The organism is Hydrogenophaga sp. OTU3427 (genome assembly GCF_038440225.1).
GTDB lineage: Bacteria > Pseudomonadota > Gammaproteobacteria > Burkholderiales > Burkholderiaceae_C > Hydrogenophaga.
On record NZ_JASATI010000009.1, the window covers coordinates 18,499 to 43,636 of the forward strand.

30 protein-coding genes and 1 tRNA gene are annotated in these 25,138 nt (G+C 63.7%); 27 read left to right on the plus strand and 4 right to left on the minus strand.

Annotated features, from left to right (window positions below; translation table 11 throughout):
• Positions 1 to 43: 43 nt before the first annotated feature.
• Positions 44 to 520 (plus strand): Sec-independent protein translocase protein TatB, encoded by a 477-nt coding sequence (gene tatB, locus AAHB17_RS07520; protein WP_342129917.1) that lies wholly within the window; start codon positions 44 to 46, stop codon positions 518 to 520.
• A gap of 8 nt (positions 521 to 528) precedes the next feature.
• Positions 529 to 1,326: a twin-arginine translocase subunit TatC gene (tatC, locus tag AAHB17_RS07525; RefSeq protein WP_342129918.1), complete on the plus strand. Its 798-nt coding sequence runs from the start codon at positions 529 to 531 to the stop codon at positions 1,324 to 1,326.
• A 16-nt stretch (positions 1,327 to 1,342) separates the two neighbouring features.
• Here the strand turns inward: tatC and AAHB17_RS07530 are convergent, their stop codons facing one another.
• Positions 1,343 to 2,491 (minus strand): S1C family serine protease, encoded by a 1,149-nt coding sequence (locus AAHB17_RS07530; protein ID WP_342129919.1) that lies wholly within the window; start codon positions 2,489 to 2,491, stop codon positions 1,343 to 1,345.
• An 81-nt stretch (positions 2,492 to 2,572) separates the two neighbouring features.
• Between AAHB17_RS07530 and AAHB17_RS07535 the strand changes: the two genes are divergently transcribed.
• Both AAHB17_RS07535 and pdxA read left to right on the plus strand, forming a co-directional pair.
• Positions 2,573 to 3,361, plus strand: a complete 789-nt coding sequence (locus tag AAHB17_RS07535; RefSeq protein WP_342129920.1) for a Nif3-like dinuclear metal center hexameric protein — start codon at positions 2,573 to 2,575, stop codon at positions 3,359 to 3,361.
• Entirely contained in the window at positions 3,358 to 4,380 is a 1,023-nt protein-coding gene (gene pdxA / locus AAHB17_RS07540) for a 4-hydroxythreonine-4-phosphate dehydrogenase PdxA (RefSeq protein ID WP_342129921.1), read from the plus strand. The genes AAHB17_RS07535 and pdxA overlap by 4 nt, the downstream gene beginning before the upstream one ends.
• On the opposite strand, the gene mscL is transcribed toward pdxA, so the two are convergent.
• Positions 4,370 to 4,798: a large conductance mechanosensitive channel protein MscL gene (mscL, locus tag AAHB17_RS07545; protein WP_342129922.1), complete on the minus strand. Its 429-nt coding sequence runs from the start codon at positions 4,796 to 4,798 to the stop codon at positions 4,370 to 4,372. The genes pdxA and mscL overlap by 11 nt on opposite strands.
• Positions 4,799 to 4,982: 184 nt before the next feature.
• On the opposite strand from mscL, the gene petA reads away from it, so the two are divergent.
• The 10 genes from petA (at position 4,983) to AAHB17_RS07595 (ending at position 13,141) form a co-directional block, all read left to right on the plus strand.
• Complete coding sequence (gene petA, locus AAHB17_RS07550) at positions 4,983 to 5,579, plus strand: ubiquinol-cytochrome c reductase iron-sulfur subunit (protein WP_342129923.1); 597 nt, start codon at positions 4,983 to 4,985, stop codon at positions 5,577 to 5,579.
• A 23-nt stretch (positions 5,580 to 5,602) separates the two neighbouring features.
• A complete protein-coding gene (locus AAHB17_RS07555; RefSeq protein WP_342129924.1) occupies positions 5,603 to 7,036 on the plus strand; it encodes a cytochrome b in 1,434 nt (477 codons plus the stop codon).
• 20 nt (positions 7,037 to 7,056) lie between these two features.
• The gene (locus AAHB17_RS07560) at positions 7,057 to 7,812 is read left to right on the plus strand and encodes a cytochrome c1 (protein ID WP_342129925.1); all 756 of its coding nucleotides are present in this window, start codon (positions 7,057 to 7,059) and stop codon (positions 7,810 to 7,812) included.
• Between the two features lie 100 nt (positions 7,813 to 7,912).
• Positions 7,913 to 8,524 (plus strand): glutathione S-transferase N-terminal domain-containing protein, encoded by a 612-nt coding sequence (locus tag AAHB17_RS07565; RefSeq protein WP_342129926.1) that lies wholly within the window; start codon positions 7,913 to 7,915, stop codon positions 8,522 to 8,524.
• A 25-nt stretch (positions 8,525 to 8,549) separates the two neighbouring features.
• A complete protein-coding gene (locus AAHB17_RS07570; protein WP_342129927.1) occupies positions 8,550 to 9,068 on the plus strand; it encodes a ClpXP protease specificity-enhancing factor in 519 nt (172 codons plus the stop codon).
• A gap of 24 nt (positions 9,069 to 9,092) precedes the next feature.
• A tRNA-Thr gene (locus tag AAHB17_RS07575) sits at positions 9,093 to 9,168 on the plus strand.
• Between the two features lie 173 nt (positions 9,169 to 9,341).
• On the plus strand, positions 9,342 to 10,565 hold the full coding sequence (locus AAHB17_RS07580) for a tyrosine-type recombinase/integrase (RefSeq protein WP_342129928.1): 1,224 nt from the start codon (positions 9,342 to 9,344) through the stop codon (positions 10,563 to 10,565).
• Between the two features lie 472 nt (positions 10,566 to 11,037).
• Positions 11,038 to 11,220, plus strand: coding sequence for a hypothetical protein (locus AAHB17_RS07585; protein WP_342129929.1), 183 nt, complete (start codon positions 11,038 to 11,040; stop codon positions 11,218 to 11,220).
• Between the two features lie 442 nt (positions 11,221 to 11,662).
• Entirely contained in the window at positions 11,663 to 11,953 is a 291-nt protein-coding gene (locus AAHB17_RS07590; protein WP_342129930.1) for a hypothetical protein, read from the plus strand.
• Positions 11,954 to 12,451: 498 nt separating this feature from the next.
• Complete coding sequence (locus tag AAHB17_RS07595; RefSeq protein ID WP_342129931.1) at positions 12,452 to 13,141, plus strand: hypothetical protein; 690 nt, start codon at positions 12,452 to 12,454, stop codon at positions 13,139 to 13,141.
• Between the two features lie 85 nt (positions 13,142 to 13,226).
• Here the strand turns inward: AAHB17_RS07595 and AAHB17_RS07600 are convergent, their stop codons facing one another.
• Together AAHB17_RS07600 and AAHB17_RS07605 are read right to left on the minus strand one after the other, a co-directional pair.
• Positions 13,227 to 13,385 (minus strand): hypothetical protein, encoded by a 159-nt coding sequence (locus tag AAHB17_RS07600; protein ID WP_342129932.1) that lies wholly within the window; start codon positions 13,383 to 13,385, stop codon positions 13,227 to 13,229.
• Positions 13,386 to 13,755: 370 nt separating this feature from the next.
• Positions 13,756 to 14,925: a helix-turn-helix domain-containing protein gene (locus AAHB17_RS07605; protein ID WP_342129935.1), complete on the minus strand. Its 1,170-nt coding sequence runs from the start codon at positions 14,923 to 14,925 to the stop codon at positions 13,756 to 13,758.
• A 408-nt stretch (positions 14,926 to 15,333) separates the two neighbouring features.
• Here AAHB17_RS07605 and AAHB17_RS07610 point away from each other — a divergent pair, with 408 nt between their 5' ends.
• The 13 genes from AAHB17_RS07610 to AAHB17_RS07665 all read left to right on the plus strand — a co-directional run bounded on the left by AAHB17_RS07610 (position 15,334) and on the right by AAHB17_RS07665 (position 24,749).
• On the plus strand, positions 15,334 to 15,576 hold the full coding sequence (locus tag AAHB17_RS07610; RefSeq protein WP_342129937.1) for a hypothetical protein: 243 nt from the start codon (positions 15,334 to 15,336) through the stop codon (positions 15,574 to 15,576).
• Entirely contained in the window at positions 15,569 to 16,096 is a 528-nt protein-coding gene (locus AAHB17_RS07615) for a hypothetical protein (protein ID WP_342129938.1), read from the plus strand. The genes AAHB17_RS07610 and AAHB17_RS07615 overlap by 8 nt, the downstream gene beginning before the upstream one ends.
• Positions 16,089 to 16,379, plus strand: a complete 291-nt coding sequence (locus tag AAHB17_RS07620; protein ID WP_342129939.1) for a hypothetical protein — start codon at positions 16,089 to 16,091, stop codon at positions 16,377 to 16,379. Before AAHB17_RS07615 ends, AAHB17_RS07620 begins: the two co-directional genes overlap by 8 nt.
• Entirely contained in the window at positions 16,376 to 16,630 is a 255-nt protein-coding gene (locus AAHB17_RS07625; RefSeq protein ID WP_342129940.1) for a hypothetical protein, read from the plus strand. The genes AAHB17_RS07620 and AAHB17_RS07625 overlap by 4 nt, the downstream gene beginning before the upstream one ends.
• Positions 16,623 to 16,961: a hypothetical protein gene (locus tag AAHB17_RS07630; RefSeq protein ID WP_342129941.1), complete on the plus strand. Its 339-nt coding sequence runs from the start codon at positions 16,623 to 16,625 to the stop codon at positions 16,959 to 16,961. The genes AAHB17_RS07625 and AAHB17_RS07630 overlap by 8 nt, the downstream gene beginning before the upstream one ends.
• Positions 16,954 to 17,235: a hypothetical protein gene (locus tag AAHB17_RS07635; RefSeq protein WP_342129942.1), complete on the plus strand. Its 282-nt coding sequence runs from the start codon at positions 16,954 to 16,956 to the stop codon at positions 17,233 to 17,235. The genes AAHB17_RS07630 and AAHB17_RS07635 overlap by 8 nt, the downstream gene beginning before the upstream one ends.
• 453 nt (positions 17,236 to 17,688) lie before the next feature.
• Entirely contained in the window at positions 17,689 to 17,859 is a 171-nt protein-coding gene (locus AAHB17_RS24725) for a helix-turn-helix transcriptional regulator (protein ID WP_446719571.1), read from the plus strand.
• Positions 17,860 to 17,867: 8 nt separating this feature from the next.
• Positions 17,868 to 18,446 carry a hypothetical protein gene (locus AAHB17_RS07640; RefSeq protein ID WP_342129943.1) on the plus strand — a complete coding sequence of 193 codons (579 nt, stop codon included), beginning with the start codon at positions 17,868 to 17,870 and terminating at the stop codon, positions 18,444 to 18,446.
• Between the two features lie 8 nt (positions 18,447 to 18,454).
• Positions 18,455 to 18,718 carry a hypothetical protein gene (locus AAHB17_RS07645; protein WP_342129944.1) on the plus strand — a complete coding sequence of 88 codons (264 nt, stop codon included), beginning with the start codon at positions 18,455 to 18,457 and terminating at the stop codon, positions 18,716 to 18,718.
• 127 nt (positions 18,719 to 18,845) lie between these two features.
• The gene (locus tag AAHB17_RS07650) at positions 18,846 to 21,827 is read left to right on the plus strand and encodes a DUF927 domain-containing protein (RefSeq protein ID WP_342129945.1); all 2,982 of its coding nucleotides are present in this window, start codon (positions 18,846 to 18,848) and stop codon (positions 21,825 to 21,827) included.
• On the plus strand, positions 21,824 to 22,234 hold the full coding sequence (locus AAHB17_RS07655; RefSeq protein WP_342129946.1) for a hypothetical protein: 411 nt from the start codon (positions 21,824 to 21,826) through the stop codon (positions 22,232 to 22,234). Before AAHB17_RS07650 ends, AAHB17_RS07655 begins: the two co-directional genes overlap by 4 nt.
• An 88-nt stretch (positions 22,235 to 22,322) precedes the next feature.
• A complete protein-coding gene (locus AAHB17_RS07660) occupies positions 22,323 to 23,375 on the plus strand; it encodes a phage major capsid protein (protein WP_342129947.1) in 1,053 nt (350 codons plus the stop codon).
• Positions 23,376 to 24,218: 843 nt separating this feature from the next.
• On the plus strand, positions 24,219 to 24,749 hold the full coding sequence (locus tag AAHB17_RS07665) for a hypothetical protein (RefSeq protein ID WP_342129948.1): 531 nt from the start codon (positions 24,219 to 24,221) through the stop codon (positions 24,747 to 24,749).
• The last annotated feature ends 389 nt before the right edge of the window (positions 24,750 to 25,138 follow it).

Consider the following 25,138-nt stretch of genomic DNA (forward strand, 5'->3'; position numbering starts at 1 on the left):
GGCCGCCCGCATCCATTGACGTTGCACCTGGCGTCCCCTACGCATGATTGACCTGGGTATTTCCAAGCTCGCCCTCATCGGGGCCGTGGCCCTGATCGTCATCGGGCCCGAGAAGCTGCCGCGCGTGGCCCGCACCGTGGGCGCCCTGCTGGGCAAGGCACAGCGCTACGTGGCCGACGTCAAGGCCGAGGTCAACCGCTCCATGGACCTCGAGGAGCTCAAGAAGATGAAGGACTCGGTCGAGTCCGCGGCGCGGGACGTCGAGAGCAGCGTGCAGACCAGCGCGTCCGACTTCGAGAAGTCCTGGTCCGAGGCCACGGCCGGGCTCGACGGCACGGGCAGCAACTTCGATGCGCTGACCACGCCGATGCCCGAGTACCGGCATCCCAAGAAGAACTTCCGCCTCAAGCAGAAGGCCGTGCCCCAGTGGTACAAGGCCCGGGCCGGCGTGCGCACCCGCACGCAGTCGGGCGCTGCCCGCGTGGCGCGCTTCCGCCCCCGCAGCCGGCCTGTCCAGTAAGCGCTCGCATGTCCAACACACCCGATCCGGCCGACGAACTGGCCGGCACCGAACAGCCCTTCGTGCAGCACCTGATGGAGCTGCGCGACCGCCTGCTCTATTGCGTCTATGGCCTGGCGGTCTGCATGGCCATCCTGGCCGTGTGGCCCGGCCCGAGTGGGCTGATCGACCTGATCGCCGTGCCCATCAAGGCCCACATGCCGCCCGACGCCAAGCTGATCGCCGTCGGCGTGTTCTCGCCCTTCTTCGTGCCCATCAAGGTGCTGGGCATGGCGGCGGTGCTGATGTCGCTGCCCTGGCTGATGTACCAGATGTGGGCCTTCGTGGCGCCAGGCCTCTACAGCCACGAGAAGAAGTTCGCCATGCCGCTGATCGTGCTCGGCAGCCTGCTGGCCTACATCGGCATCGGCTTCGTGCAGTTCTTCGTGCTCGACAAGATGTTTGGCTTCATCCAGCAGTTCACGCCCGCCAGCGTGGCCGCCACGCCCGATATTGCTTCCTACGTCGAGGCCATCCTGTCGCTCTACCTGGCCTTTGGCCTGGCCTTCCAGGTGCCCATCGTGGTGATGCTGCTGGTGCGGCTCAACATGGTCACCATCGAGCGGCTCAAGGCTTTCCGCGGCTACTTCATCGTGCTGGCCTTTGTCATTGCCGCCGTCGTCACGCCGCCCGACGTGATCTCACAGCTGGCCCTGGCCGTGCCCATGTGCATCCTGTACGAGCTGGGCATCCTGGGCGCGCGCTGGTTTGCCAAGAGCAGCGCGGCACCCGAGGCCACCGAGGCGGAGCGCACCGACCCGAGCTGATCCAGCGCCGGCCGTGTCAGCGGCCTGGGCGCCGCGTCGGCACCCGTTGCGCCGGTGTGATCTGTACCTGTTGCCGCGCATCGCGGCGCACCACTTCAAACGGCGCCGCCTGCCCCGGCTTGAGGGCCGCCACGGCGCCCAGCAGCTCGGGCACGGCGTTCACCTTGGTGCCATTCACCGCCGTGATCACATCGCCCGGGCGCAGGCCGGCCTGGGCGGCTGGGCCGTTCTGCAGCACGCCGGTGATGATCACACCCTCGTCGCTCTTGATGCCAAAACTCTGCGCCAGCTCCGGGCTCAGGTTCTGTGGCTCCACGCCGATCCAGCCGCGGATCACCTGGCCGTCGCGCACGATGGCGTCCAGCACGCTGCGGGCGGTGGCGGTCGGGATGGCAAAGCCGATGCCCATGGATCCGCCCGAGCGCGAGTAGATGGCGGTGTTGATGCCCATCAGGTGGCCGTTGCTGTCGACCAGCGCGCCGCCCGAATTGCCCGGGTTGATGGCGGCATCGGTCTGGATGAAGTTCTCGAAGGTGTTGATGCCCAGCTGGGTGCGGCCCAGGGCACTGACGATGCCGCTGGTCACTGTCTGGCCCACGCCGAAGGGGTTGCCGATGGCCAGCACCGCGTCGCCGACGTGGAGTTCGTCCGAGTTGCCCAGGGTGATCACCGGCAGGTCGGTCAACTCGATCTTGAGCACCGCGAGGTCCGACTCGGGGTCGGTGCCGATGACCTTGGCCTGGGTGTGGCGGCCGTCATTGAGGATGACCTCGATGTCGTCGGCCTCCTCGACCACGTGGTTGTTGGTCAGGATGTAGCCGGCGGGGCTCACGATCACGCCCGAACCCAGCCCGGTCTGCGCCTGCTGGGACTCGTCCTGATCGCCAAAAAAGAAGCGGAACCACGGGTCGTTGCCCTGGGGGTTGCGTGCCCGGGCCTTGCTGGTGTTGATGCTGACCACCGCGGGGGCCGCCGCCTGGGCCGCCGCACGGAACCCGCTGGCCTTGCCGCCGCTGGCGCTGCCGGTGGCCGCTTCGAACACCGGGACGATGCCGGCCACCTGGGCGCGGCGGTCCAGCCACTGCGGCTTGAGCGTGGCGACAACAAAATACACCGCGAGCAGCACGGTGGCGGTTTGGGCGAACAGCAGCCAGAGACGTTTCATGGAGGGGCTGTGAAAAGACGGGGTTCTATTGTCCGCCAAAGCCCCGGAGGAAGCAGGCGAACGCGCTGTCAGAATAGCGCGATGAACGAAGCCCATGACGATACGGGATGTTCGCGCGCCCAGCTGTTGGGTGCGCTGGACGAACTGCTGCAGCCCCAGCTTTTTCGCGACTACGGCCCCAACGGGCTGCAGGTGGAGGGGCGCGAGCGCGTGCGCCACATCGTCAGCGGCGTCACCGCCAGCCTGGCGCTCATCGATGCCGCCATCGCGGCCGGGGCCGATGCGCTGCTGGTGCACCATGGCCTGTTCTGGCGCGGCCACGACGGCCGCCTGACCGGCTGGATGAAGCAGCGCGTGGCCCGGCTGCTGGCCCACGACATCAACCTGCTGGCCTACCACCTGCCGCTGGATGCCCACGCCGAGCTGGGCAACAACGCGCAGCTGGCCCGCCACCTGGGCTGGATCGGCGAGGAGGCCCCCCAGGGGCGCTTTGGCGAACAGTCCCTGGGCTGGCTGGGGCGCAGCCTGCAGCCCTTCGACAGCGCCGCCGCCCTGGCACTGGACGTGGAGCGGCGGCTGGGCCGGCCGGTCACGCTGGTGGACGCGCCCGGGCGGACACCCCGGCGCATCGCCTGGTGCACCGGCGGTGCGCAGTCCTATTTCGAGGCCGCCATCGCGGCCGGCGCCGACGTGTTCGTGACGGGCGAGATCTCCGAGCCGCAGGCGCACTATGCGCGTGAATGCGGGGTGGCCTTCATTGCCTGCGGCCACCACGCCAGCGAGCGTTTTGGCGCACCGGCCGTGGCGGCGCATGTGGCGCGGCAGCTGGGCCTGGTGCACACCTTCATCGACATCCCCAACCCGGCATGAGCACCCCGCGCCCCTTGCTGCTGACCATGGGCGACGCCGCCGGCATCGGCCCGGAGCTGATCGCCCTGCTGTACCGCGACCACCCGGCGCTGGCGGCGCGCTGCGTGGTGGCGGGCGACGCCGCCTGCCTGCAGCGCGCCAATGCCTGCGTGGGCAGCACGCTGGTGCCCACGCCACTGGTCGATCTGGTCGCCTGGTCACCGCGCCCGGGGTGTCTGCCCCTGGTGCAGGCCACGCCCGCGGCGGTGCCGCCGGCCTGGGGCCGGATCAGCGCCTCGGCGGGCCGCGCCGCCGCCGACTGCATCACCTGGGCCACGCGCCGGGCGCTGGCCGGTGAAGCCGCAGCGGTGGTGACGGCGCCCATCCACAAGGAAGCCCTGGCCGCCGCCGGCGTGCCCTATCCCGGGCACACCGAGATGCTGCAGGCGCTGGCGGCCGAGCACCTGGGGCGGCCGGTGTCGCAGTTGCCGGTGCGCATGATGCTGGCCAACAACGAGCTCAAGACCGTGCTGGTCAGCATCCACGTGTCCTTGCGCGAGGCCATCGAGGCGGTCACGCAGGCCAACGTGCTGTCCACGCTGCGCATCACCGCCGCGCACTGGGCCCGTGTGGGCCTGCCGCCGCCACGCATCGCCGTGGCAGGTCTCAATCCACACGCGGGCGAGGGGGGCCTGTTTGGCCGCGAAGAAATCGAGGTGATCGCACCCGCCATCGCGCAGGCGCGCAGCGAAGGCCTGGATGTGAGCGGCCCCCACGCACCCGACACGGTGTTCATGCGCGCCCGGGAGGGGGCTTTTGACGTGGTGCTGGCCATGTACCACGACCAGGGCCTGATCCCGGTGAAATACCTGGGGCTGGCCCATGGCGTCAATGTGACCCTGGGGCTGCCGCTGGTGCGCACCAGCCCCGACCACGGCACCGCCTTCGACCTGGCGGGCACGGGGCGGGCCGATCCGGCCAGCTTTCTGGCCGCGGTGGCGCTGGCCGCTCAGATGAGCGGCCAGGCCCTCACTTCCTGAGACTGTCGCGGATTTCGCGCAGCAGCAGCACGTCTTCCGGCGTCGGGGCCGGCTCCGCCGGAGCGGCGGCTTCCTCGGTCTTGAGCCGGTTGATCTGCTTGACCATCATGAAGATGATGAAGGCCAGGATCAGGAAGTTGATGGCCACGGTGATGAAGTTGCCGTAGGCGAACACCGGCACGCCAGCGGCCTTGACGGCGGCCAGCGTGGGCGCCGTGCCCGACGGCACCGTGCCCAGGGCCACGAACATGTTGGAAAAATCCAGCTTTCCGAACACCGCGCCCACCACGGGCATGATGATGTCCGCCACCAGCGAGTCGACGATCTTGCCGAAGGCGCCGCCGATGATCACGCCGACCGCCAAGTCGATCACGTTGCCCTTGACGGCAAAAGCCTTGAATTCCTGCACCACGCTCATGGGAGCCCTCCTGTGTTGTTAAAGTGATCATTGTGGCCCAGGCTGGCCACGACGGCCCACAAAAATCGGGCTTGTGGGCTCCGCTACAATCGCGGGCTGTCTCAAGTGCGCCGAAGGCCGGCGCGTGCGTCATGCACGCGCGTTTTGTGCGCACGACACCGCTTACCGTCATTGAAAGATCCCCATGAGCGAAGCAACCGTAGACAACGGCCGTCGAAACTGGCTGATCACCTCATGCGCCGTGGGTGGCGCGGGTGCCGCTGCCGTGGCCGTTCCCTTTGTCAGCACTTTCCAGCCCTCCGAGCGCGCCAAGGCCGCCGGTGCCGCTGTCGAGGTGGACGTCTCGGGTGTCAAGCCCGGTGAAAAACTGGTGGTCGAATGGCGCGGCAAGCCCGTGTGGATTCTGCGCCGCACGCCCGAGCAGCTGGAATCGCTCAAGGCGGTCGAGTCGCAGCTGGCCGACCCCAACTCCGACCGCAAGGCCTACCCGACGCCCGAGTACGCCAAGAACGGCCACCGCTCGATCAAGCCCGAGTTCCTGGTGGCGGTGGGCATCTGCACCCACCTGGGCTGCTCGCCCGGCGACAAGTTCACGCCCGGTCCCCAGCCCTCGCTGCCCGACGACTGGAAGGGCGGTTTCCTGTGCGCCTGCCACGGTTCCCAGTTCGATCTGGCGGGCCGCGTGTTCAAGAACAAGCCGGCGCCCGACAACCTCGAAATCCCGCCGCACCAATACCTGTCAGACACCACGCTGCTGATTGGTGAAGACAAGAAGGCCTGACCTGAACACCGCAGAGGCACAAAATGGCTGAATTCAAGGACATCTCACCCGACGCGCCCGTGGGCGCCAAGCTGACGAACTGGTTTGAAAACCGGTTCCCGACCGCGTTCGACGCCTACCGCGTCCACATGTCGGAGTACTACGCACCCAAGAACTTCAACTTCTGGTACATCTTCGGCTCGCTGGCGCTGCTGGTGCTGGTGATCCAGATCGTGACCGGGATCTTCCTGGTCATGCACTACAAGCCCGACGCGTCGGTCAACAGCGTGGGTGTGCCGGTGGCGTTTGCCTCGGTCGAGTACATCATGCGCGACGTGCCCTGGGGCTGGTTGATCCGCTACATGCACTCCACCGGCGCATCGGCCTTCTTCGTGGTGGTCTACCTGCACATGTTCCGTGGCCTGCTCTACGGCAGCTACCGCAAGCCGCGCGAGCTGGTGTGGGTGTTCGGCTGCGCCATCTTCCTGGTGCTCATGGCCGAAGCCTTCATGGGTTATCTGCTGCCCTGGGGCCAGATGTCCTACTGGGGCGCCCAGGTGATCGTCAACCTGTTCTCCGCCATTCCTTTCATCGGCCCCGACCTCGCCCTGCTGATCCGCGGCGACTTCGTGGTGGGTGACGCGACGCTGAACCGCTTCTTCAGCTTCCACGTCATCGCCGTGCCGCTGGTGCTGTTGGGCCTGGTGGTCGCCCACCTGCTGGCATTGCACGACGTCGGCTCCAACAACCCCGACGGCGTCGAGATCAAGGGTCCCAACGCCCCCAAGGACGCCAAGGGCAAGCCGCTGGACGGCGTGCCGTTCCACCCCTACTACACCGTGCACGACGTGTTCGGCGTCTCGGTCTTCCTGCTGGTGTTCTCGGCCATCGTGTTCTTCGCGCCCGAGTTCGGCGGCTACTTCCTGGAGTTCAACAACTTCATCCCGGCCAACCCGCTGGTGACGCCGTTGCACATCGCGCCGGTGTGGTACTTCACGCCCTTCTACTCCATGCTGCGCGCCATCACGGCCGAGATGATGTATCCGCTCGTGGCCTGCGTGCTGCTGGGCGCGGTGCTGGGCGTGCTCAAGGCCAAGGTCGGCGCTGCCATCAAGGGCGGCATCGTGATCGGTGCCCTGGTGCTGGTGGCCGCCATGCTGGCCATCGACGCCAAGTTCTGGGGCGTGGTCGCCATGGGCGGCGCGGTCGTGATCCTGTTCTTCCTGCCCTGGCTGGACAACAGCCCGGTCAAGTCCATCCGCTACCGTCCGAGCTGGCACATCTACCTGTACACCATCTTCGTGATCAACTTCCTGATCCTGGGCTACCTGGGTGTGTTGCCGCCGTCGCCGGTGGGCGAGCGTGTGTCGCAGGTCGGCACCCTGTTCTACTTCGGCTTCTTCCTGCTGATGCCCTGGTGGAGCCGCCTGGGCGAGCCCAAGCCGGTGCCCGCACGCGTCACCTTCCAGCCGCACTGAGACATTTGGAGAACAAGAACATGAAAAAGCTGATTCTTGGCTGGATGCTGGCACTCGGTGCCGCCACCGGCGCACTCGCCAGCGGCGGCGGCATCCCGCTGGACAAGGCCCCCAAGCTGACCAACGACATGGCCGCCCTGCAAAACGGCGCCAAGGTCTTCGTCAACTACTGCCTGAACTGCCACTCGGCCTCGTTCATGCGCTACAACCGCCTGACCAACATCGGCCTGACCGAGCGCCAGATCAAGGAAAACCTGACCTTCACCACCGACAAGGTGGGCGACACCATGAACGCGGCGATCAACCCGCGTCAGGCCAAGGAATGGTTCGGCGCCCAGCCGCCCGACCTGACCCTGGTGGCGCGCTCGCGCGCCGGTGCCGGCGGCAGCGGTGCGGACTACTTGTACACCTACCTGCGCACCTACTACCGCGACGCCACCAAGCCGACCGGCTGGAACAACCTGGCCTTCCCCAACGTCGGCATGCCCAACCCCCTGTGGGAACTGCAGGGCGAGCGCCGCCCGGTGTTCGACAAGGCGGAAAGCCACGGCCACGAAGTCGAGGTGCTGCGCGGCTGGGAACAGACCAAGCCCGGCACCCTGACCCCGGCCGAATTCGACCGCACCGTGGGCGACCTGGTGGCCTTCATGCAGTGGATGGCCGAGCCCGACCAGAACAACCGCGTGCGCCTGGGCGTGTGGGTGCTGCTGTTCCTGTGCGTCTTCACCCTGATCGCCTGGCGCCTGAACGCGGCGTTCTGGAAAGACGTCAAATAAACGCCTGCCCGGGCGGCCCTGGCGGCCCGGTCACCCACAGTGGTTGGCCTTTGGACCTCGGTCCATGGCGACCACTGTTTTCACTTGAGGAGTCCCCATCATGATGGTTCTGTATTCGGGCACGACCTGCCCCTACTCGCACCGCTGCCGCTTTGTCCTGTTCGAAAAAGGCATGGATTTCGAGATCCGCGATGTGGACCTCTACAACAAGCCCGAGGACATCAGCGTGATGAACCCCTACGGCCAGGTGCCCATCCTGGTCGAGCGCGACCTCATCCTGTACGAGTCCAACATCATCAACGAGTACATCGACGAGCGTTTCCCGCACCCGCAGCTCATGCCCGGTGACCCGGTGGACCGCGCCCGCGTGCGCCTGTTCCTGCTCAACTTCGAGAAGGAGCTGTTCACCCATGTGTCCGTGCTCGAGACCCGCAGCAACAAGGGCAACGACAAGGCGATGGAAAAGGCCAAGGCCCACATCCGTGACCGCCTGACGCAGCTCGCGCCGGTGTTCCTCAAGAACAAATACATGCTGGGCGACAACTTCTCCATGCTCGACGTCGCCATCGCGCCGCTGCTGTGGCGCCTGGACTACTACGGCATCGAGCTCAGCAAGAACGCCGCTCCCCTGCTCAAGTACGCCGAACGCATCTTCTCGCGCCCGGCCTACATCGAGGCGCTCACGCCCTCGGAAAAGGTCATGCGCAAATAAGCGGCCAGCAGCGGCCTTGACGACCATGAACCAGGACGACGCCACCCCTTCCACGCGCCCCTACCTCATACGGGCGCTGCACGAATGGTGCACCGACCACGGCTTCGCCCCCTACCTGGCGGTGCAGGTCGACGGCTCGGTGCAGGTGCCGCGCGAGTTCGTCAAGAACAACGAAATCGTGCTCAACGTCAGCTTCGATGCCACCAGCGGCCTCAAGCTCGGCAACGAATACGTCGAGTTCAAGGCCCGCTTCGGGGGTGTGGCGCGCGACATCATCGTGCCCATCACCCACGTGGTGGCCATCTACGCCCGCGAAAACGGGCAGGGCATGGCCTTTCCGCCGCCGCCGCAATCGGGGCTCCAGGCCGCACCTGCGGCGTCGGCCGTGACCCCGCCCGCAGCGGAAGCGCCCGCCGCGCCCGCCGCCGACGAGTCCAAGGCCTTGCAACTGGTCAAGTCCGACGCCACCGACACACCCGACGGCGACGCCCCGCCACCCGCGTCCCCCGCAGGCGGCCGGCCGGCACTCAAACGCGTCAAGTAGGGCGTCAAGTAAAATCCCTTCCACGCCGCTTTAGCTCAGTTGGTAGAGCAACCGCCTTGTAAGCGGTAGGTCGTCAGTTCGATTCCGACAAGCGGCACCAGTAAAACCTCCACTGACTTCCATATAAGTCCACTGCCCCTAAGTAAATCAATTACTTAGGGGCTTTTTTCTTCCACTCGCTTCCGCTGGATTCCGCTCGCTTCCGCTTGCATCCGGTCGATTTTGACGGTACTTTTGACGGTATCTGGAACTACCGTCAACCGAGATACCGTCATGCCCCTCACAGATACCGCCTGCCGCAACGCCAAACCGGTCGAAAAGCCACTCAAACTGGCAGATGGAAACGGCCTGTATCTGCTGGTGAACGCGACGGGAAAGTACTGGCGGTGGGACTACCGACACGCTGGAAAACGCCAGACCATGGCGCTGGGGGTGTATCCCTCAGTGGGCCTGAAAGACGCCAGGGAGCGCCTAGATGCGGCCAAGAAGACGCTGGCCGTTGGCATCAATCCCATGCAGGAGCGAGCCTTGATGAAGCTGGCTGTAGCCGCGGCTGCAGCCAACAGTTTCAAGTCCGTCGCGTTGGAGTGGCACGAGGCCAACGCCAAGCGCTGGGCCGCTGTCACAGCAAGCAAGACCCTAAATCATCTGGAGGCCGACGCCTTCCCTGTCGTTGGTCACCGCCCTGTGGCTGAAGTCACCCCGCCCGAGCTGCTGGCCATGTTGCGCAAGGTGGAGGCCAGGGGCGCTGCCTACACCGCCACCAGGCTGCGCGAGCTGTGCGGCCAGGTGTTCCGCTACGCCATTGCCACCGGCCGGGCCACCTACAACCCGGCTGCCGACCTGGTGAAAACCATCGTGGTGCCCGACGTCGAGCACAGGCCAGCCATCACCGACCGCCGCGAGTTCGGCGTCTTCCTTCGCGACCTGCGCAGCTACCAGGCCGCCGATCCGCTGACGCTGCTGGCCACACGCCTTGCGCTGTTGACCTTCGTGCGCTCCAAGGAGCTGCGCCTGGCCCAGTGGTCAGAGGTGGACTACGAAGCCAGGGAGTGGCGCATACCGGCCGCACGCATGAAGATGGGCAAGGGTTTGAACCAGGCACACGTGGTGCCGCTGTCCCAAGCTGCGCTCGACACATTCAGGGAGCTGGAGGTATTTGCCGGCCACACCGAGGCAGTCTTCCCCAGCAGCCATGGCAGCGACAAGCCCATGAGCGAGAACACCATCGGTCGCATGCTGATCCGAATGGGGTACCAGGGCCGTCAGACCCTGCACGGCTTCAGGGCCTCGGCCCGCAGCCTCTTGTCCGAGCGTGGTTGGACGGTCGCAGCGCTCGAGCGCCAGCTGGACCACGCGGAACGCAGCAAGGTGGTGGCCGCCTACGCCCGTAGCGAACACCTGGAAGAGCGCCGCAAGATCATGGACGACTGGGGGGCGCTGGTCACAGCGCTGGAGGCAGGCGCCAACGTCATCCCGCTGCGCAGCGCCGCCTGACTGCCCCCAGGCTGACCCCGCCGACCGCCCACAGAGGCGGTTTTTTGCACCTGTTGATCGCTTTCGCCTCCCGATTTCCTGCAAAAACGCTGGTAACGCGGTAACAGAACATGAGAAGTGAAGTTTTATGTGGCTTGCAGCCCGATACAGGGGCAAAAACAGCGGTAACGAACCGGTAACGGAGCGGTAACGGACCGGTAACGGTTTTTATATAGTAAAAAAATGAACTCTCTTTTCTCTCTTATGTAGATGTTTTGATCCTTTTCCTCTCCCTTGCAGGGGGTGGTCGACCTTGCTGCACTGTTACCGGGCGGTTCCGGTTGAAAGCATTCGGGCCACCCTTTGGTGCTTTGAACTTGTGCGGAATTGAGCGCGAAAAGAAAATCTCGCGGCCTGCCCTTCCGCCCCAAGCCGCATTGCCTCTGTGCTGCCCACGCTGGCGCGGGCTTGGTAGCCTCGCCACAATCGAGGCATGCGAAAACGGACTCGACGCAAGAGCCGGATCGCCGCCATGAGTCCGGTTGCGCTGGCTCTACTGGTGGGCAAGAGTGCCAAGGAAGATCTGGCAACGCTGATGCTGGATGAGGCCCAGGCTACTACCGCCCTTGCAGCCGGCACCGCCAACCTCAGGACTTGGGGTGGCTGCGCCGCATGATGGCCACGGCACGCGAGATGGCGGTGGCTGCTATCGGGAATCCGCGGTCCTGCCAGCCTGCGACGTCGCCAAGACTGCACTCCGTTGCATCGTTGTTAAGCCTGCAGGCCAGCAGCTGGCCAACACCCTAGCCCCGGCTGAGCTGCACCGATGGCACCATGCGCGCCTCTCAACTCGCGACGGCGCGCAAGACAAGGTACGTTTGTCGTGATGAGTTACCCACAGACAGACACCTCGCCAGTAGCATCTGGGGCGTAGGTATTTGGGTTTTTCAGGCATTTTGTGCACAGCATCTGTGGATAACTTTGTGGGTATCCAGTGATCAACGTGCTTCACAGCCTGCTAGTATTCGGATCAAATCGTGTTTCGTCGCGAACAATCAGGAGCATCCTTTGCACAACATCGTATTCGGCACTGGTCCTGATCCGATCGGAGTCCCATCATGAGAACTCTTTCCATGGCGGACCCTTCTGCGATTGCAGCAGAGGGTGAGCGCATTTATCGAGAGCGTTTCCAGCAGGAATACGAGACCAAGTTTGCAGAGCAGTTTGCGGCCATTGATGTGCGATCTGGACGTGCTTTCGTTGCACCCTATGCTGAAGATGCGATAGACAAAGCGCTCGACTCCTGCTCTACAGCGTTGCTTCATCTGGTTCGCGTAGGTGCGGCCAGTGCGTACTGCGTAGCGTTTTTTGTTCCTTCCGAAGATGCCGATTTGGCGAGGCCACGTTAAGCCGGGCGGGCGTCCTGAAATCACGTTTCAGCTGGCTGGTACACAGGGGCACCCGGAGGCGATAACGGCCACCGTTGACTCAGGCTTCAGCGGCTTTCTCATGATCTCCGAGGCGCAGGCAAGCCCACATGGTCTTGAAGCGTTTGGCACCACACAGGCCACCCTAGCCGGCGGTGGGCGCAGCATCATGAACACCGCTCGTGCCAACATAGGCTATGCGGGGTGCACTCGCACTGGCATTGCAGTCATGGCCCGACAGCCATGCGACTGCCTGGTGGGGGTGGACTTCCTCCGAAGCTTCCAGTTGGTCTTGGTCATGTCGCACGATCAACTGTGCTTGGTCAGCGCGCCGGAGTCATTGCGACTTCCCTGCTGGGAGAGTCAGCGCAGCTTGCCAGAGACTGCTGCGCAGAGGTGAGCTTTTAGGGTAGTCGAGGTGCCATCGGCGTTCCCTGATGCCCACTGCCAGTGGCTCGCACCTGGTCGATGTGATTCCCCTTGCAAATCTTTGAAACACTGGCGATACCTCAAATCATGAAGTCTTGGCTTGGGCGTGTGTGGGCATGGCTCGGTGAAGTGCCGACCTTCTGGGGTTTTCTTGCCTTGCTGATGGCGTGCTTTGGCCTCCCGCTTGGCCTCGGGTTCACGACTGAAGCCGGCATTCGATACGCAGGAATGCTCCTGCAGCTTGTGGGTGTTGGTGTCGTGGCCTACACGCTCAGGGGGCGCGGTAAGCTCTTTGGACGTCTGCCGGTACTCGCCTATGCCAAGCAGTGGATTCGTCGCGCTCCGCGTCTTCGCCCGCGCCACCAGGTGCTGGAGGCCACCGGAATTGCTAGCACCAATGCCTTCGGCAGCGCTGAACTCACAGTTTGGCGCGGTCCGCTGCTGGATCAGCCGCTTGATGTGCAGTTAGCTGCGATCAGAGAAAACCTCGAAACCCTGCGCGGTCAATATGACTCACTCGCTCAACGCCAAAGCGCGCAAATCACCGAGGTGCAACAGGCCATTGCATCCGAGCGTGCTGAGCGGTCGCAGCAGGTCCAAGCGGCAAGGCGAACACTGGAGGGTGTAGCCGCCGAATCCCTTTACCTGGAGGCTGCCGGACTGGTGGCGCTGGTGGTGGGCATCATTGCCGCCACCATCCCAACCGAGTTGGCTGCCTTACTCACTCGCATCATGGTGTGAGATCCCGACCGAGATCGGGCTCCCGGCAAGCCGGAAGCCCGAAGCCCGAAGCCCGAAGCCCGAAGCCCGAAGCCCGGAGCCGGTCTCAGCGTTTGCGGGTCGGTGCGGCCTTGCGGCTGGCCACCTGCGTCAGCGCCGACGCTGCCGCAGTCTTCTGGGTCGCAGTGCTCTTCGGGTCGCGCAGGACCTTGGATGCCGCCGTGGCGGCTTTGGCAGAGGTGGTTTCGTTACGTGCTTTGGTCATTTGGAATGCTCCGAAAGATGCTCAACAGATGGCCGCACCGCCCATCGGTGCGGCCTGGGGTCAGGGTCAGAAGTCGAAAGACATCTGACCGGGATGAGAGCGGTAGTGTTGGCACACGTTTTCCCAGCGCCCAAATCGGTACCGGTCGTATGCACGCACAAACACGCTCTTCAATCGTCGGTAGGTGCGCATAGGCCCTCCTTCATTGAAGAATTCAAAGGGCCATGGCTCGACTGAGCGTGCTTACGGTGGTAGCATTCCGTTGTCCGGCAAGACACGGAACTGCTCTGTCAACTATGGCAGCGGTGGTTTCAAAGAGCCTGCGAAACGAGAGATCGTTTCGTGGGCTTTTTTCTTCATGGTGCTTGCTTCATAGCGCTCCTTTCTCTGAGGTTTGTGGAAGGTTGCCCCAGCCGTCAGTGACGGCCGACTTCACCAGGTGGGCCCTGACTTTTTCCAGGTGAGCGCGGAAGCGGTCATACCGGCCTGTGCGGTGCTGCAGCTGGCCGGCGAGGATGCCGGGATGCACGCCACACTCGTTGGCGAATTCCAGCAACTTGCGCTCTGAGAAATACGGGTTGTTTTCCTCAAAGAACGTGTCCATGGCCGGAGTGCTGACGCAGAAGTTGGACGCGGCCTTGTTGGCTTTGATTTCGATCTCTGGCAGGGTCGGCTCAGCGCTGGCCCGTTTGCCCACCAGGTCGGTGTCAAGGTGCCCGCCCAACGGGTCGTCCTTGCCGTCGCCATTCAGCACGTGCTCGATCTCGTGGCGCAGGACAAACCAGAAATTGTCGATGCGGTCGAACCGAGCCGACAGCCCGATCACCGGCGAGCCATCATCAAGCCACAGGCACACGCCATCGATCTTGGCCGATGGCAGGGACTCGACAACGACAAGCCGCACACCCGCATCCAGCAGCACACCAGGCACTTTTTCTATTTGCTCCGGTGATGCCATCAACGCCTGCAGCCGCGGCAGCTGGGCTCTCAGCTTTTGAGCAGAGTAGGGGGCGCCAGGGTTGATCAGCCGGCCCAACTGCCGCACGCGCCAGATCCAGGCAATCTGGCTGGCGGTGGCCTCTTCGTTGGCATCGGTCTTTTTGGCAGCGTGGCTGATTCGCATCACCTCTGCGAACGGTTTGCCAAAAAACTGGTTCACCGCCTGCTCGATGGCGTTCACGTCTTTCTCGTCACGAACAGCTAGCCAGCCGCGCTTGAGCAGGTGGTTCACCTTCAGGTCACCAAACAGCTCTGCCCGTGTTTGGCGCCGCGTGTCTGGCATGACAGCCAGGCGGGCCTGAGCAAGATCGTGCTTTTGCTGAAGCGCCAACAAGTCCTCAGCGTTGGCATCAGGTAGCACCTCTGCGATCATCAAGGCCATCTCAGCAGTGAGGGGGCGCTTGGCGGCTAACACACGGTTAAGGGCCGCTTCGTCCATGCCGAGGACCAGGGCCAGCGTCTTTTTTGTCCAGTCGCGCTCTTCCAGCAGCCGCTCGATGAGCTGCCCTGGTGTGTTGAAAGCGTCGACGCTGGTGGTCATGTGCGGAGTATATGGTGATTGCACACTTTTGCAAATTGTCTAAAGAAACAATATCCGATTATTATTCTGTGAAAACCGCTTGACACCCCCACCGCCCGCCGTGCTACAGTGTGTGTAAGCCGAAAGGCCCGGTGCTTCAAAACACCTTGAGATAAGCGGTGCAGCCTCCCCGTAAGTGAGGTTTTGTCACGTCTAGATTCTGTGAATGTGTCGCCTTGACACATTCGCTCGTGTCCCCAAGTGGGGCATGTCGAATGCCTGCCACGCGGGTGTTCAGGGTTTTGGGCGGGATGGCCAGAGTGGCAACACCTGGCGCACGACTTATCTCGTGTTTTGAACATCCCGTCCACCCGCCTCGCTTCAAAACGGGGTGTGTGGGTCTGAAGTCTCGATAAGGAGCATCAACCCATGACCACGGTCATTCCCTTGGCCGGCCGCCGTGCCGCCGCGTCCCCCCTGCCTTCCACCCCCGAGCTGATCGGCCTGCACGTGCAAGCCGAAAACGCGCTGTCCACCGCGCTGCATGAGCTGCGCCGCCTGGACGCCACACCCGCCACCCTGCGCCTGGCCACGGCCCGCGCCACCAGGGGCGCCACGCTGTTGAAGAGGATCAACGAGTGCGTCAACGGGGTGGAGGTGCGCCATGGCTGATCGTTCAAACGCGCTGCTGCGCCACGCCGCTTTTCACGAGGCCGGCCATGCGGTTGCCCGCCTGCATGTCGGTGCGCCCTCCACACCTGTAGAGATTGACGTGTCAGGCGCGGGTCTGTCTCATGGCACGGGCGAATCGTGGAAGTGCCGGAGTGACGGTCAGTATGCACAGTGGGATTTGCTTACTGTCCTGCTGGCTGGGCCTGTTGCTGAGGCTCGCGTGCGCAGACGTTCTCTGACGGCGATTCTTTTCACCAGTGGCCAAGGTGATTTTTTGCAAATCAATGACGTCCTGGCGGGGTTGATTGAGAACGGCTTTGCCAGCGAGAAATCTGGATGGGAGCGTGTCGAAAGTGAGGTGAGAGAGATCGTGCGCAGTGAGTGGGCAGCAATTGAAGCTGTTGCACTGGCCCTTCTGGAAAAGGGGGTGTTAACTGGCGCTGAGGTTGAGGCGTGCTGTGCTGCTGTACGGGCGCCGGCCGGTGAAGGCGTCAACGCGGCGGGGGTGCGCCATGGCTGAGTCGCCCACCACACCACCGCAAACGGCCTACGCAATCAGTCTGACCTGCGACGTGCTGCCCATCCTCAAGATGGCGGGCTGGGTCGCGCTGACGGCCAAGTCAAACAGCGAGGTCAACACGGCGCGGCTGCTCACTCCCTCGTTTGACAAGGCGTACAAGGGCGCGTTGGGCCCGGTCCAGTTTTTTGCTCCCGGCGACCCGATCCCGCTACTGACGGATGTTCTAGAAGTAGCGGCACGGCTGCTTGAGGTTGTCACCGCTGCGCACGGGGGTGACATATGAAAGCCACCATTGCGTTCGAGGTCGATACCGACCGCCTGCCGCACTACACCGACGAACACGTGGCCCAGCTCTGGCACATCGCCCAGGCCAACCCCGCGCCCTATGGCGACTGTGACGCCTGCCACTTTGCCGAGCTGGTAGGTCGCGAAATCGTGCGCCGCTGGCTGGCCACTGCGCCTGTGGCCTTGTGGACCCACCAAGCAGCCCACCTGGTGCCGTTGACTGCCGCGCGGGAGGTGAATCATGACTGAAAAATCCACGCCAACACTGCGACAGGCACTTGCCGCCGTCGACAACATGGAGAACCTGTCCAACAGTGCTTCGGAGAAGGTGCAAGGGCTTTGCCGGCTGGCGCTGCACGCGTTGGAAACCCCGAGCGGCCAGAGTGACACAGAGGCCATTGCCCAAGCCCTGCGGGTGATCTTGCACACCACAGCTGAGGTCGCAGATTGCATCGGCTGGGAGGCCGAAAAGGTGGGCGTCTTCGCCGCTGAGGATGCTGGCCAGCAGCGGCGGTCCGTTGCACGGTGCTGTGTTGGCCGTGCCGACTCTGTGCCTGGTGAGGGGGTGGGTCATGGCTGACACCTTGAACGTTGACCCCGCCACTGAGGCCGTCACGCTGTCCAAATCACGCCACGCCGTGTGCCTTGAGGCCGCGTGGGAAATCGAGGCGTTGGCCCTGAAGCTGCCTGACCTGGTAAGGGTTGAGGTAGGTGACGACGGCGGAACCAGCCTCGTGGTGCGTGGCGTCGCGGCTCGCTTGAATGAGCTTGCCAAAGCCCTGCAGTCGGGGCTGTTTGACGAAGCCGTAACGGTGACTGAGCTGCAGAGGCGAGTGCTGCTGGTCATCGGCTGAGCATTGACGTAGGGCTGGCCGGGCCCTACGTATCCCGCGAATTTATGCCTACTTCATCGCGCTGCAGGCCGCATGAATGCAAGGTTCTTGAAGAAAGTGCAACGGTTTTTAGACGGTTGCACACCTTCTTTGGCTTACTCAATTCCGCACTGGTCATGTGAGTCACGTGGAATAGTGCCACGCGATTTAAGACGTGGCACAACTTTCTTGGAATCCTCGCGGTTCTGGTTGGTTTGGTTTCCTTTCGGGTCATGTGAGTCACAAGAAAAACGGGCGGCTGTCTTTTCAGATTGCTCACTTGACCCTGGAAACCATCAGCCTGTGTCCATGTGGTTTTTGGTTGCCATTTTTTGAGGAGCTGTGATGGTGAATGTCACTGATCTGGTGCAGTCCGATGTTGCGTTACCGGTGAGTCCTGCGTGTGAGGTCGGCCCGAAACGTCGGCTGATTCGCATGAACGAGGTGGAGTCCCTGACTGGGCTTAAGAAGTCTCACGTTTACGGATTGATCCGGCTGGGTAGTTTTCCACAGAGGGTGGTCTTGTCGCGCAGGTGCGTTGCCTTTTTGGAGCACGAAGTCCTTGCTTGGTTAGATGCCCGAGTGGCAGAAAGGGGGCAGGCGTGAACCGCCGCATGACTGCCCCCTCTGGCTACGCATCAGTCGGCCAGGGAAAAACAACCGGTCAGGACCAGCGCGATGCGGTCCGGGCTGCGCATTACGAAAACCGAACCGAAGTGCGGAATCGCACGGTGAGGGATGCCTTCGAGGCGGGCGGCCCCGAGAACTTTCGTCGTGCGAATGCGCGCGTCCAAGCAAGGCGGGGACTTGCGATGGCCCGGCACACGAATTCTTCGAGCGCAGCGTCGGGGCATCCTGTTGGCTTGGAGACTCAGAAAGCCCACGTGCTGGCACGCCTGCGTGAGTACGGCCCAGCGTTTGACCACCAGTTGCAGCGTGAGTGTTATGTGGAGGTGCCAAACCCTGCTGCGGTGATTGAGTCGCTTGTGGCCGACGGCTACTGCTTTGAGACGTTGCGCGTCTACCGACAGGCACATCCGAACGCGCCGGTTCATGAGGCCAATTTGCGCGTGATGTTCGTGCGGCAGCTGGAAAGCGGCGAGGTTGTCCCCACCCCCGTGCTGCCTGGAGCAGGAGCGACGGATGAACTGTGGCGGGTCACGGCTGCGCCGGTTGTTGGGGTGTCGCAATGACCGCCCGCATGAGCCAAGCGGACCTGCGCCAAGCCAAGGCCGATTCAGCCCGGCGCACGCTGGCAGCCGCAGCCACGTTCGCATCGCTGCACGCAACCGCGCGGCCGTTGCTGCAGAAGACCATGCGCGTGCCCGGCTTGGGTGCTGTGGTGGTGCGCTTTGAGTGGCCTGGCGTGCTGTCGGTCCATGACCCACGCACGGGTGAACTACTTGCACGCAGCCGGGCAGGCGAGCCGTTCGAGCTTGACCATGTGCAGGTCCGCCCGCTGTGAGGTATTCAGCTATGGAAACGAACGCAACCATTGGCCTCACCATCGATGCCGAAGTCGACGGAACGGCCGCCATTGAAACCTTGGCTCGCGAGCTGCCAGTGCTGGACGCGACTTGGACGGTGGCCGAATGACCAGTGTCACCCCCGATTTGATCCGCCAGGCGCTGGCCTACGTGCCCGCCAGCCTGCCCCGTGACGAATGGGCGCGGGTGGCGATGGGCATCAAGAGCGAATTCCCGGACGCTGCCGGCTTTGATCTGTTCGATGCCTGGAGCGCAACCGATGGTGACAGGTATGACAAGAAGGCAGTCACGGCCACCTGGCGCAGTGTGAAAAGCGGGGGAGGTGTGGGCGTTGCCACGGTGTTGAAGATGGCCCAGGATGGTGGGTTTGAACTCCCCAAGGCCGACCAGCCGCCGCCCGCACCCACGCCCGCCGAGCTGGCCGAACGCGAGCGCAAACGGCTTGAGCGCCAGCGCCAGGAACAGGCCGACACCGAGGCCCGCCACGCTGCAGCCGCTGCCGAGGCGGTGACGCAGTGGGAAGCCGCCAGCGAGGCTGGCGCCAGCCCTTACCTGGTGCGCAAGGGTGTGCAGGCCCACGGGGTGCGCTTTGCGCCGGGTGGCTGGCTGCTGGTGCCCGTGCGCGATGCTGAGGGCACGCTGTGGAACCTGCAGCGCATCGCACCTGAGAAACCCGCCAGCGGAGCGCCGGAAAAACTGTTCCTCAAGGGTGGCCGCAAGTCGGGGCTGTGGCACATGCTGGGTGATTTCCTAGACCCCGAGAAGGTGAACGCAGGTCCCCTTTTGGTGAGCGAGGGTTTCGCCACTTGCGCCAGCTTGCACGAGGCCACGGGTTACACGGTGGCGGTGGCCTTTGATGCCGGCAACCTGGTGCACGTGGCCCGCGCCCTGCGCAAGGCGCACCCGGCCGCGCTGCTGGTGGTGGCCGGTGACGATGATGCCGCCACTGAGGCGCAGACCGGCACCAATCCCGGCCGCATGAAGGCCAGCGTAGCGGCCCAAGCGGTGCGCGGCCTGGTGGTGTTTCCCGAGGGCCTGCCCGATGGTGGCAGCGACTTCAACGACTTACACCAACACGTGGGCGGTGCTGCGGGGCTTGATGCTGTGAGGGGGCTTGTGCAATCCGCCATCAATGTCCACACGGCCGAACAGCAGGCCGCCCAGGACGCGAAACAGGCCAGGGCCAAGGGCTGGGCAGGGCCAGCGACTGCAAACGGTGTCAGCGGCCCGCCTGTGCCGCCCGGTGTGCCACCCACTGCGCCACCTGGTGCGCCACCTGGTGCGCCTGCACCGCCACCCGACAAGCCCGCCCCCGAGTGGGACCGCTTCATGGTTGTGGATGACGGCGTGTTCCACCGTGGGGTGGACAAGGACGGCGAACCGACGAAGCCCGAATGGGTGTGCAGCCGCCTCGATGTGGAGGCACTGACCCGTGATGCGGATGGCCACGGCTGGGGCTACCTGCTGAACTTCGCCGACCCGCTGGGCCGCCCCAAACAATGGGCCATGCCTGCCCGCATGCTGGCCGGCGACGGTGGCGAATACCGCGCCACGCTGTTGAATGAGGGCCTGCGCATCGCCACCAGCCCCCGTGCCCGCAACCTGCTGACGCAGTACATCCAAACCCGAAGCCCCGACGACTACGCCACCTGCACCGACCGCGTGGGCTGGCACGGCCGCGCCTTCGTGCTGCCGCACGAAACCATCGGCGACGATGCCGAACGCATCGTGTTCCAGAGCGAGAACGCCCAGGAAAACACCTTTCGCGTGAAGGGTACGGCCGAGCAATGGCGCGACCGCGTGGGTGCGTTGTGCGCCGGCAATTCGCGCCTGGTGTTCGCTGTGGCCTGCGCCTTTGCCGGTCCGCTGCTGCGCCCTGGTGGCGTGGAGAGTGGAGGCTTTCACTTCCGGGGCGACAGTTCCAGCGGCAAGACCACGGCCTTGAAGGTGGCCGCCAGTGTGTACGGTGGCCCGAGCTACCTGCAGCGGTGGCGAACAACTGACAACGCCTTGGAGGCCATCGCGGCCCAACACTGCGACGGCCTGTTGATCCTGGACGAACTGGCCCAGGTGGACCCCAAGACGGCCGGCGAGTGCGCCTACATGCTGGCCAACGAACAGAGCAAGGCCCGGTCCACGCGCAGCGGTGCGGCCCGTGCCCGCCTGTCCTGGCGCCTGCTGTTCCTAAGTGCTGGTGAATTGGGCCTTGCCGACCACATGGCCGAGGGCATGAAGCGCACCCGCACCGGCCAGGAAGTGCGCATGGCCGACATACCGGCCGACGCAGGCCAGGGGCTGGGCGCTTTCGAGAACCTGCACGGCCTGGACGGTGGCGCCGCGTTCTCGCGCCAGGTGGTGGGGCTGGCCGGCACCGTGTACGGCGCCCCAGGCCGTGCCTGGCTGCAGTGGTTGACCGAGAACGCAGACGGCCTCAAGGCCCGCATTCGTGAGGCTGCGGGGCAGCTGGGCGACCAGATCGTGCCCGAGGCCGCCAGCGGCCAGGTGGAGCGTGTGGGCGCCCGCTTTGCCCTGGTGGGTGCGGCCGGTGAACTGGCCACCGCTGCGGGCCTGACGGGCTGGGCCGTGGGTGAAAGTGAGCGTGCAGCCCGTGCTTGCTTCAATGCCTGGCTGGCGTCCAGAGGCGGTACTGGCAACGGAGAAATTCGGTCGATCCTGCGCCAGGTGCGCAACTTCTTTGAGATGCACGGTGAGGGTCGATTCGGTTACTTCCACAGGGTGTTCGACGATCACAACAGCAAGACGCTCTATCGCGCGGGATGGCGGCGAGTACTCACCGCCGATGGGCGACCAATCTCCCGGCGTCTGTCTACTGATGACCCATCTTTGATGGTGCGTGAGGATGAAACGCTTGAGTGGCTGGTTTTGCCAGAGGTTTTCCGAACAGAGATAGCCAAGGGCTTCGACCCGGATACCGTGGCGCAGGTGCTGATCGATCACGGCTGCTTGGTCAAGTACCAAGAGAAATCAGGGGGTTCACGGTCAACCACAGTCGTCGCAGTGCCGGGTATGGCAAAGCGAACGCGCGTGTACCAGATCACCACGAAAATTTTCGAGCTCGACCTATGAAGCAATCGTTGCAAATGATCGAGCGCGCCGCCGATGGCGACACCGACCCCGAGGTTCTGAACTGGGTGCGCGAGAGCTGCCTCGCCTACCTTGGAGGGACTGACCTGGCATGTGCTTTTGGCCTAGGTCAGCACGAGCGCAAACGCGAGGCCAGGCGCCTGCTCGCTGAGCTGGCGAAGCTGCTGGACGATGGCCGCTGCTCTCGGTGGGAACTGGCGATGCGGGTCGAGCAAAAGATCAAGCAGTTCGAGTCGCGCGTGTGGCCTCGGGTCCAGTTGGGCAGCGTGCGGCCAGCGGCGCCATCCGATGTGCTGCTGTGTCGGTTGTTCCGCTGCCGCACGCAATTTCCCAGGGAGCAGCGACGGATTTACGACATCGCCGTGAAGCGGTCCGGCCCGAAAGAATAGGCAGCCATTTTCGGCTTGGGCCAGAGAAACTGCAGTCACGAAAAAGGGCGTGCGCCCTTCAACCTAAAACCAGTTTCAAGGACGCAATATGACTGTCAATTTCTCTGTAGACCGGAATCCACGGGAGGTCGTTGCGGCGGCTGCCGACGCCATTGCCATGGGGATGGGCTTCGATGTGGAACGCCCCCATCCGCTGGCCCGCCTCATTTGTGAGGATGGCGCACTTGGAACGATTGCCCATGCCGCAGGGTTAAAAAATGGCCGCGGTCTCGCCGGTGGCAACCGGATTGCTGCGATGAGTTCCGGCATCGGTACCGACGATTTCAAAGACGCCTTGGGCCAGGCAGGCCTGCAGGTCACTGTGGCCACTTATGGCAAGCAGGCGCAGCACCTGGCTTTTTGTGGCGTGGTCGAGGCCAAGAACTACCAGCCTTTTGATGTGCCCGGCCTTGGTCTCGAAGTGTCCCCCCAGTTGCTTGGTCCGAATGCGGAAATCTCTTGGGGCACTGTTGAGAGCGTGGGCGGTGCGCAGGGCATTCGACTGGGGCGGTATGCGCGCCTGTTCGGTGTGACCCGTCGGGCGGTGGTGAATAACGAGGTGCTGGAGATCGGCCGAATGTTTGCAGCGTACGGCGCTGCCACTTCACGCCTGGAGGCCCGACTGGTGGCCGCCGCGCTCGAGTCTTCGGGCAGCATGGATGATGCGCAGCCGGTGTTTCATGCTGACTTTGGGAATCTGGCCACGCCGGGTGCTTTTGATGAAGACGCGCTCAACGAGGCGATCCGCCTGCTGCGCCGGCAGAGGGCTCCGGGCGGCGAGTATGCCGATCTGGAGCTGAGGCACCTGGTGGTGGAGCCCGAGCTGGAGGCCACCGCACGGCGAGTGATCCGTGAGGCAGGTATGGACGTGCAGGTTGCAGCCATGGCAGACCTGCCTGCTGGGCGTTGGTACGCGCTGGCCGATCAAACGCTGGCGCCAACCATTGCTGTTGTCCGCCTGCTAGGCGCTCAGAAGCCTTTGCGGGTGGAGAGCCGCCCCAAGGATTCCATTCATATCGATGGCATCGCTGTCAAGGGCGTGGCCGATCTGGGCGCCGCCATGCTGGGGCGGGTCGGCATCGTGCGTGGCAGCGCTGCCTGAGTATCGACCTGGCCAGCGGCTGTTTCATCTGAAGACGGTTGCTTGTTGATAGTCACGGGAAAGCACCAACGGTGCACCGCGCATGTGGAGGGCAGTCCACATGTAAGACAGGTTGCGGACGCGATGCTCCTTTTCGTTGGGAGCCTGTCACCTTTCATTCCGATGCGGGAGGCACTCAGACCGATTGCCTCCCGTTCTTGTTTGTGCCGCGGCTGCGGCAGGGCTGGCCGGGCGCCGGAGGGGCGCGGGGGAGAGTCAACTTTCGCGCGGACTTTCCAAGGTGGAACACCTCTGGTTACTTGCGCAGCCTGTGATCGACGATTGTGCTGAGTGGCGCTACCAGCTGCAGGCGTCACTTGCCTTGGTGGCCACCACGAAGTCTCACCAGGTGCGACCACATGGGTGCTGCTGATCGCAGAGGGTGACTGGCCACGGTTTGGTGGGTCATCTTCCATGGTGTTCGGATAGTGCTTTCTCGTTGGGGTGGCAACCGGCAAAGTTAATGTGTAAGTGGTCGCTAACTCGGTAGGCCCTGTAAATGCTTGATTCTGACTTTTGGAGGCGATTCGAAAGTTACCGGCGAATTCGTCCTGGTAACAAAAAACGCAGTGCCGGTAACGGAGAAAACCTTTTTAAATCAATGACTTACAGTGACGGTTACCGCGTTACCGCTGTTACCGCGAAAAAAGTGACCAACCGGAAGGACGAACCCGGCCCCAGGCGTTCATGGGTCCTCCCGGGAGGGTCGCGGTAAGGGTAATTCGCGCCCCGTTGTCGACCTAGTGCGTGGTCTGGAAAAAGGGTGGACGGTGGACAGTGGACAACCAACAGGAGGTAGACAAGATGATTTCTCAAAGTGAACTAGGGCGTCGGCTGGGGCTGTCAAAGCAGTCGATCAGCAAACTGAAACATCAGGGGATGCCCGTCGAATCGGCGGAAGCGGCGCAAGCTTGGCGAGAGGCCCGGCAGAACGTGGCGGCCCGCAAGCCGACGCCGGCTCCGCTGGCTGTGGCCGCCAGTCGCCGGCCAGATCCGGCTGAGGCCTGGCCGCCCATGCCGGACTTCCCGGACGAACACCGGGACGCTGCCCGCACCCGGCGCGAGATCGCGGAGGCGAACATGGCCGAGATGGATGAGGCCAGGCTGCGGCGCGAGCTGATCCGTGTGCAGGCGGTGCAGGACCAACTGGCGTTGGATTACGCCACCACCCGCGAGGGACTGATCCAGATTGCTGCGCGTATGGGGCCCATACTGGCGGCTGAGTCCGACCCGGCAGCAGTCCAGCGTCTGTTGTACGCGGAAATCCACCAGGTGCTTCAGCGACTGGCCGGTGCATCCGAGGCCGTGATGCAGGTCGATGGTGCGTTTGACTGACCAGGTTCTCCCGGCGAGGTGCCGATGCGGGTAATTCGCGCCCCGATCTCGGACTGTTCAGTGGTGTCCCTTAGGGGGTTGTGCCGTGAACACGAGCTGGCCAGGATGGGCAGGGCACAAGGCGTGACGGTATTTTTGACGGTATTTTTGTCGTAGTGATGTGCGAAAACATAGCAATCATGCGGCTTGCAGAGGCAATGGTGGTTACGACAAGCGCACCACCTAAAATGCATGAAAGCCTCCAGGCACGCGCCTTGGAGGCTTTTTGCCTTTGATAGGCTCCGTTTGTGCGCTGAGATTGACAAAAAATGTCAGTTTTCAGCCCGTGGTGCGTCAAAAGTTGCCAAAAATGGCGATCCCAGGCCTCCAAAAAGCCTTGAGATCCCCTG

What these genes read in the sequence shown, in the direction of transcription:
- tatB (WP_342129917.1), top strand. Translation starts at nt 44, where the DNA reads ATGATTGACCTGGGTATTTCCAAGCTCGCCCTCATCGGGGCCGTGGCC.
- tatC (WP_342129918.1), top strand. Translation starts at nt 529, where the DNA reads ATGTCCAACACACCCGATCCGGCCGACGAACTGGCCGGCACCGAACAG.
- AAHB17_RS07530 (WP_342129919.1), bottom strand. Translation starts at nt 2,491, where the DNA reads ATGAAACGTCTCTGGCTGCTGTTCGCCCAAACCGCCACCGTGCTGCTC.
- AAHB17_RS07535 (WP_342129920.1), top strand. Translation starts at nt 2,573, where the DNA reads ATGAACGAAGCCCATGACGATACGGGATGTTCGCGCGCCCAGCTGTTG.
- pdxA (WP_342129921.1), top strand. Translation starts at nt 3,358, where the DNA reads ATGAGCACCCCGCGCCCCTTGCTGCTGACCATGGGCGACGCCGCCGGC.
- mscL (WP_342129922.1), bottom strand. Translation starts at nt 4,798, where the DNA reads ATGAGCGTGGTGCAGGAATTCAAGGCTTTTGCCGTCAAGGGCAACGTG.
- petA (WP_342129923.1), top strand. Translation starts at nt 4,983, where the DNA reads ATGAGCGAAGCAACCGTAGACAACGGCCGTCGAAACTGGCTGATCACC.
- AAHB17_RS07555 (WP_342129924.1), top strand. Translation starts at nt 5,603, where the DNA reads ATGGCTGAATTCAAGGACATCTCACCCGACGCGCCCGTGGGCGCCAAG.
- AAHB17_RS07560 (WP_342129925.1), top strand. Translation starts at nt 7,057, where the DNA reads ATGAAAAAGCTGATTCTTGGCTGGATGCTGGCACTCGGTGCCGCCACC.
- AAHB17_RS07565 (WP_342129926.1), top strand. Translation starts at nt 7,913, where the DNA reads ATGATGGTTCTGTATTCGGGCACGACCTGCCCCTACTCGCACCGCTGC.
- AAHB17_RS07570 (WP_342129927.1), top strand. Translation starts at nt 8,550, where the DNA reads ATGAACCAGGACGACGCCACCCCTTCCACGCGCCCCTACCTCATACGG.
- AAHB17_RS07580 (WP_342129928.1), top strand. Translation starts at nt 9,342, where the DNA reads ATGCCCCTCACAGATACCGCCTGCCGCAACGCCAAACCGGTCGAAAAG.
- AAHB17_RS07585 (WP_342129929.1), top strand. Translation starts at nt 11,038, where the DNA reads ATGCGAAAACGGACTCGACGCAAGAGCCGGATCGCCGCCATGAGTCCG.
- AAHB17_RS07590 (WP_342129930.1), top strand. Translation starts at nt 11,663, where the DNA reads ATGAGAACTCTTTCCATGGCGGACCCTTCTGCGATTGCAGCAGAGGGT.
- AAHB17_RS07600 (WP_342129932.1), bottom strand. Translation starts at nt 13,385, where the DNA reads ATGACCAAAGCACGTAACGAAACCACCTCTGCCAAAGCCGCCACGGCG.
- AAHB17_RS07605 (WP_342129935.1), bottom strand. Translation starts at nt 14,925, where the DNA reads ATGACCACCAGCGTCGACGCTTTCAACACACCAGGGCAGCTCATCGAG.
- AAHB17_RS07610 (WP_342129937.1), top strand. Translation starts at nt 15,334, where the DNA reads ATGACCACGGTCATTCCCTTGGCCGGCCGCCGTGCCGCCGCGTCCCCC.
- AAHB17_RS07615 (WP_342129938.1), top strand. Translation starts at nt 15,569, where the DNA reads ATGGCTGATCGTTCAAACGCGCTGCTGCGCCACGCCGCTTTTCACGAG.
- AAHB17_RS07620 (WP_342129939.1), top strand. Translation starts at nt 16,089, where the DNA reads ATGGCTGAGTCGCCCACCACACCACCGCAAACGGCCTACGCAATCAGT.
- AAHB17_RS07625 (WP_342129940.1), top strand. Translation starts at nt 16,376, where the DNA reads ATGAAAGCCACCATTGCGTTCGAGGTCGATACCGACCGCCTGCCGCAC.
- AAHB17_RS07630 (WP_342129941.1), top strand. Translation starts at nt 16,623, where the DNA reads ATGACTGAAAAATCCACGCCAACACTGCGACAGGCACTTGCCGCCGTC.
- AAHB17_RS07635 (WP_342129942.1), top strand. Translation starts at nt 16,954, where the DNA reads ATGGCTGACACCTTGAACGTTGACCCCGCCACTGAGGCCGTCACGCTG.
- AAHB17_RS24725 (WP_446719571.1), top strand. Translation starts at nt 17,689, where the DNA reads ATGAACGAGGTGGAGTCCCTGACTGGGCTTAAGAAGTCTCACGTTTAC.
- AAHB17_RS07640 (WP_342129943.1), top strand. Translation starts at nt 17,868, where the DNA reads ATGACTGCCCCCTCTGGCTACGCATCAGTCGGCCAGGGAAAAACAACC.
- AAHB17_RS07645 (WP_342129944.1), top strand. Translation starts at nt 18,455, where the DNA reads ATGAGCCAAGCGGACCTGCGCCAAGCCAAGGCCGATTCAGCCCGGCGC.
- AAHB17_RS07650 (WP_342129945.1), top strand. Translation starts at nt 18,846, where the DNA reads ATGACCAGTGTCACCCCCGATTTGATCCGCCAGGCGCTGGCCTACGTG.
- AAHB17_RS07655 (WP_342129946.1), top strand. Translation starts at nt 21,824, where the DNA reads ATGAAGCAATCGTTGCAAATGATCGAGCGCGCCGCCGATGGCGACACC.
- AAHB17_RS07660 (WP_342129947.1), top strand. Translation starts at nt 22,323, where the DNA reads ATGACTGTCAATTTCTCTGTAGACCGGAATCCACGGGAGGTCGTTGCG.
- AAHB17_RS07665 (WP_342129948.1), top strand. Translation starts at nt 24,219, where the DNA reads ATGATTTCTCAAAGTGAACTAGGGCGTCGGCTGGGGCTGTCAAAGCAG.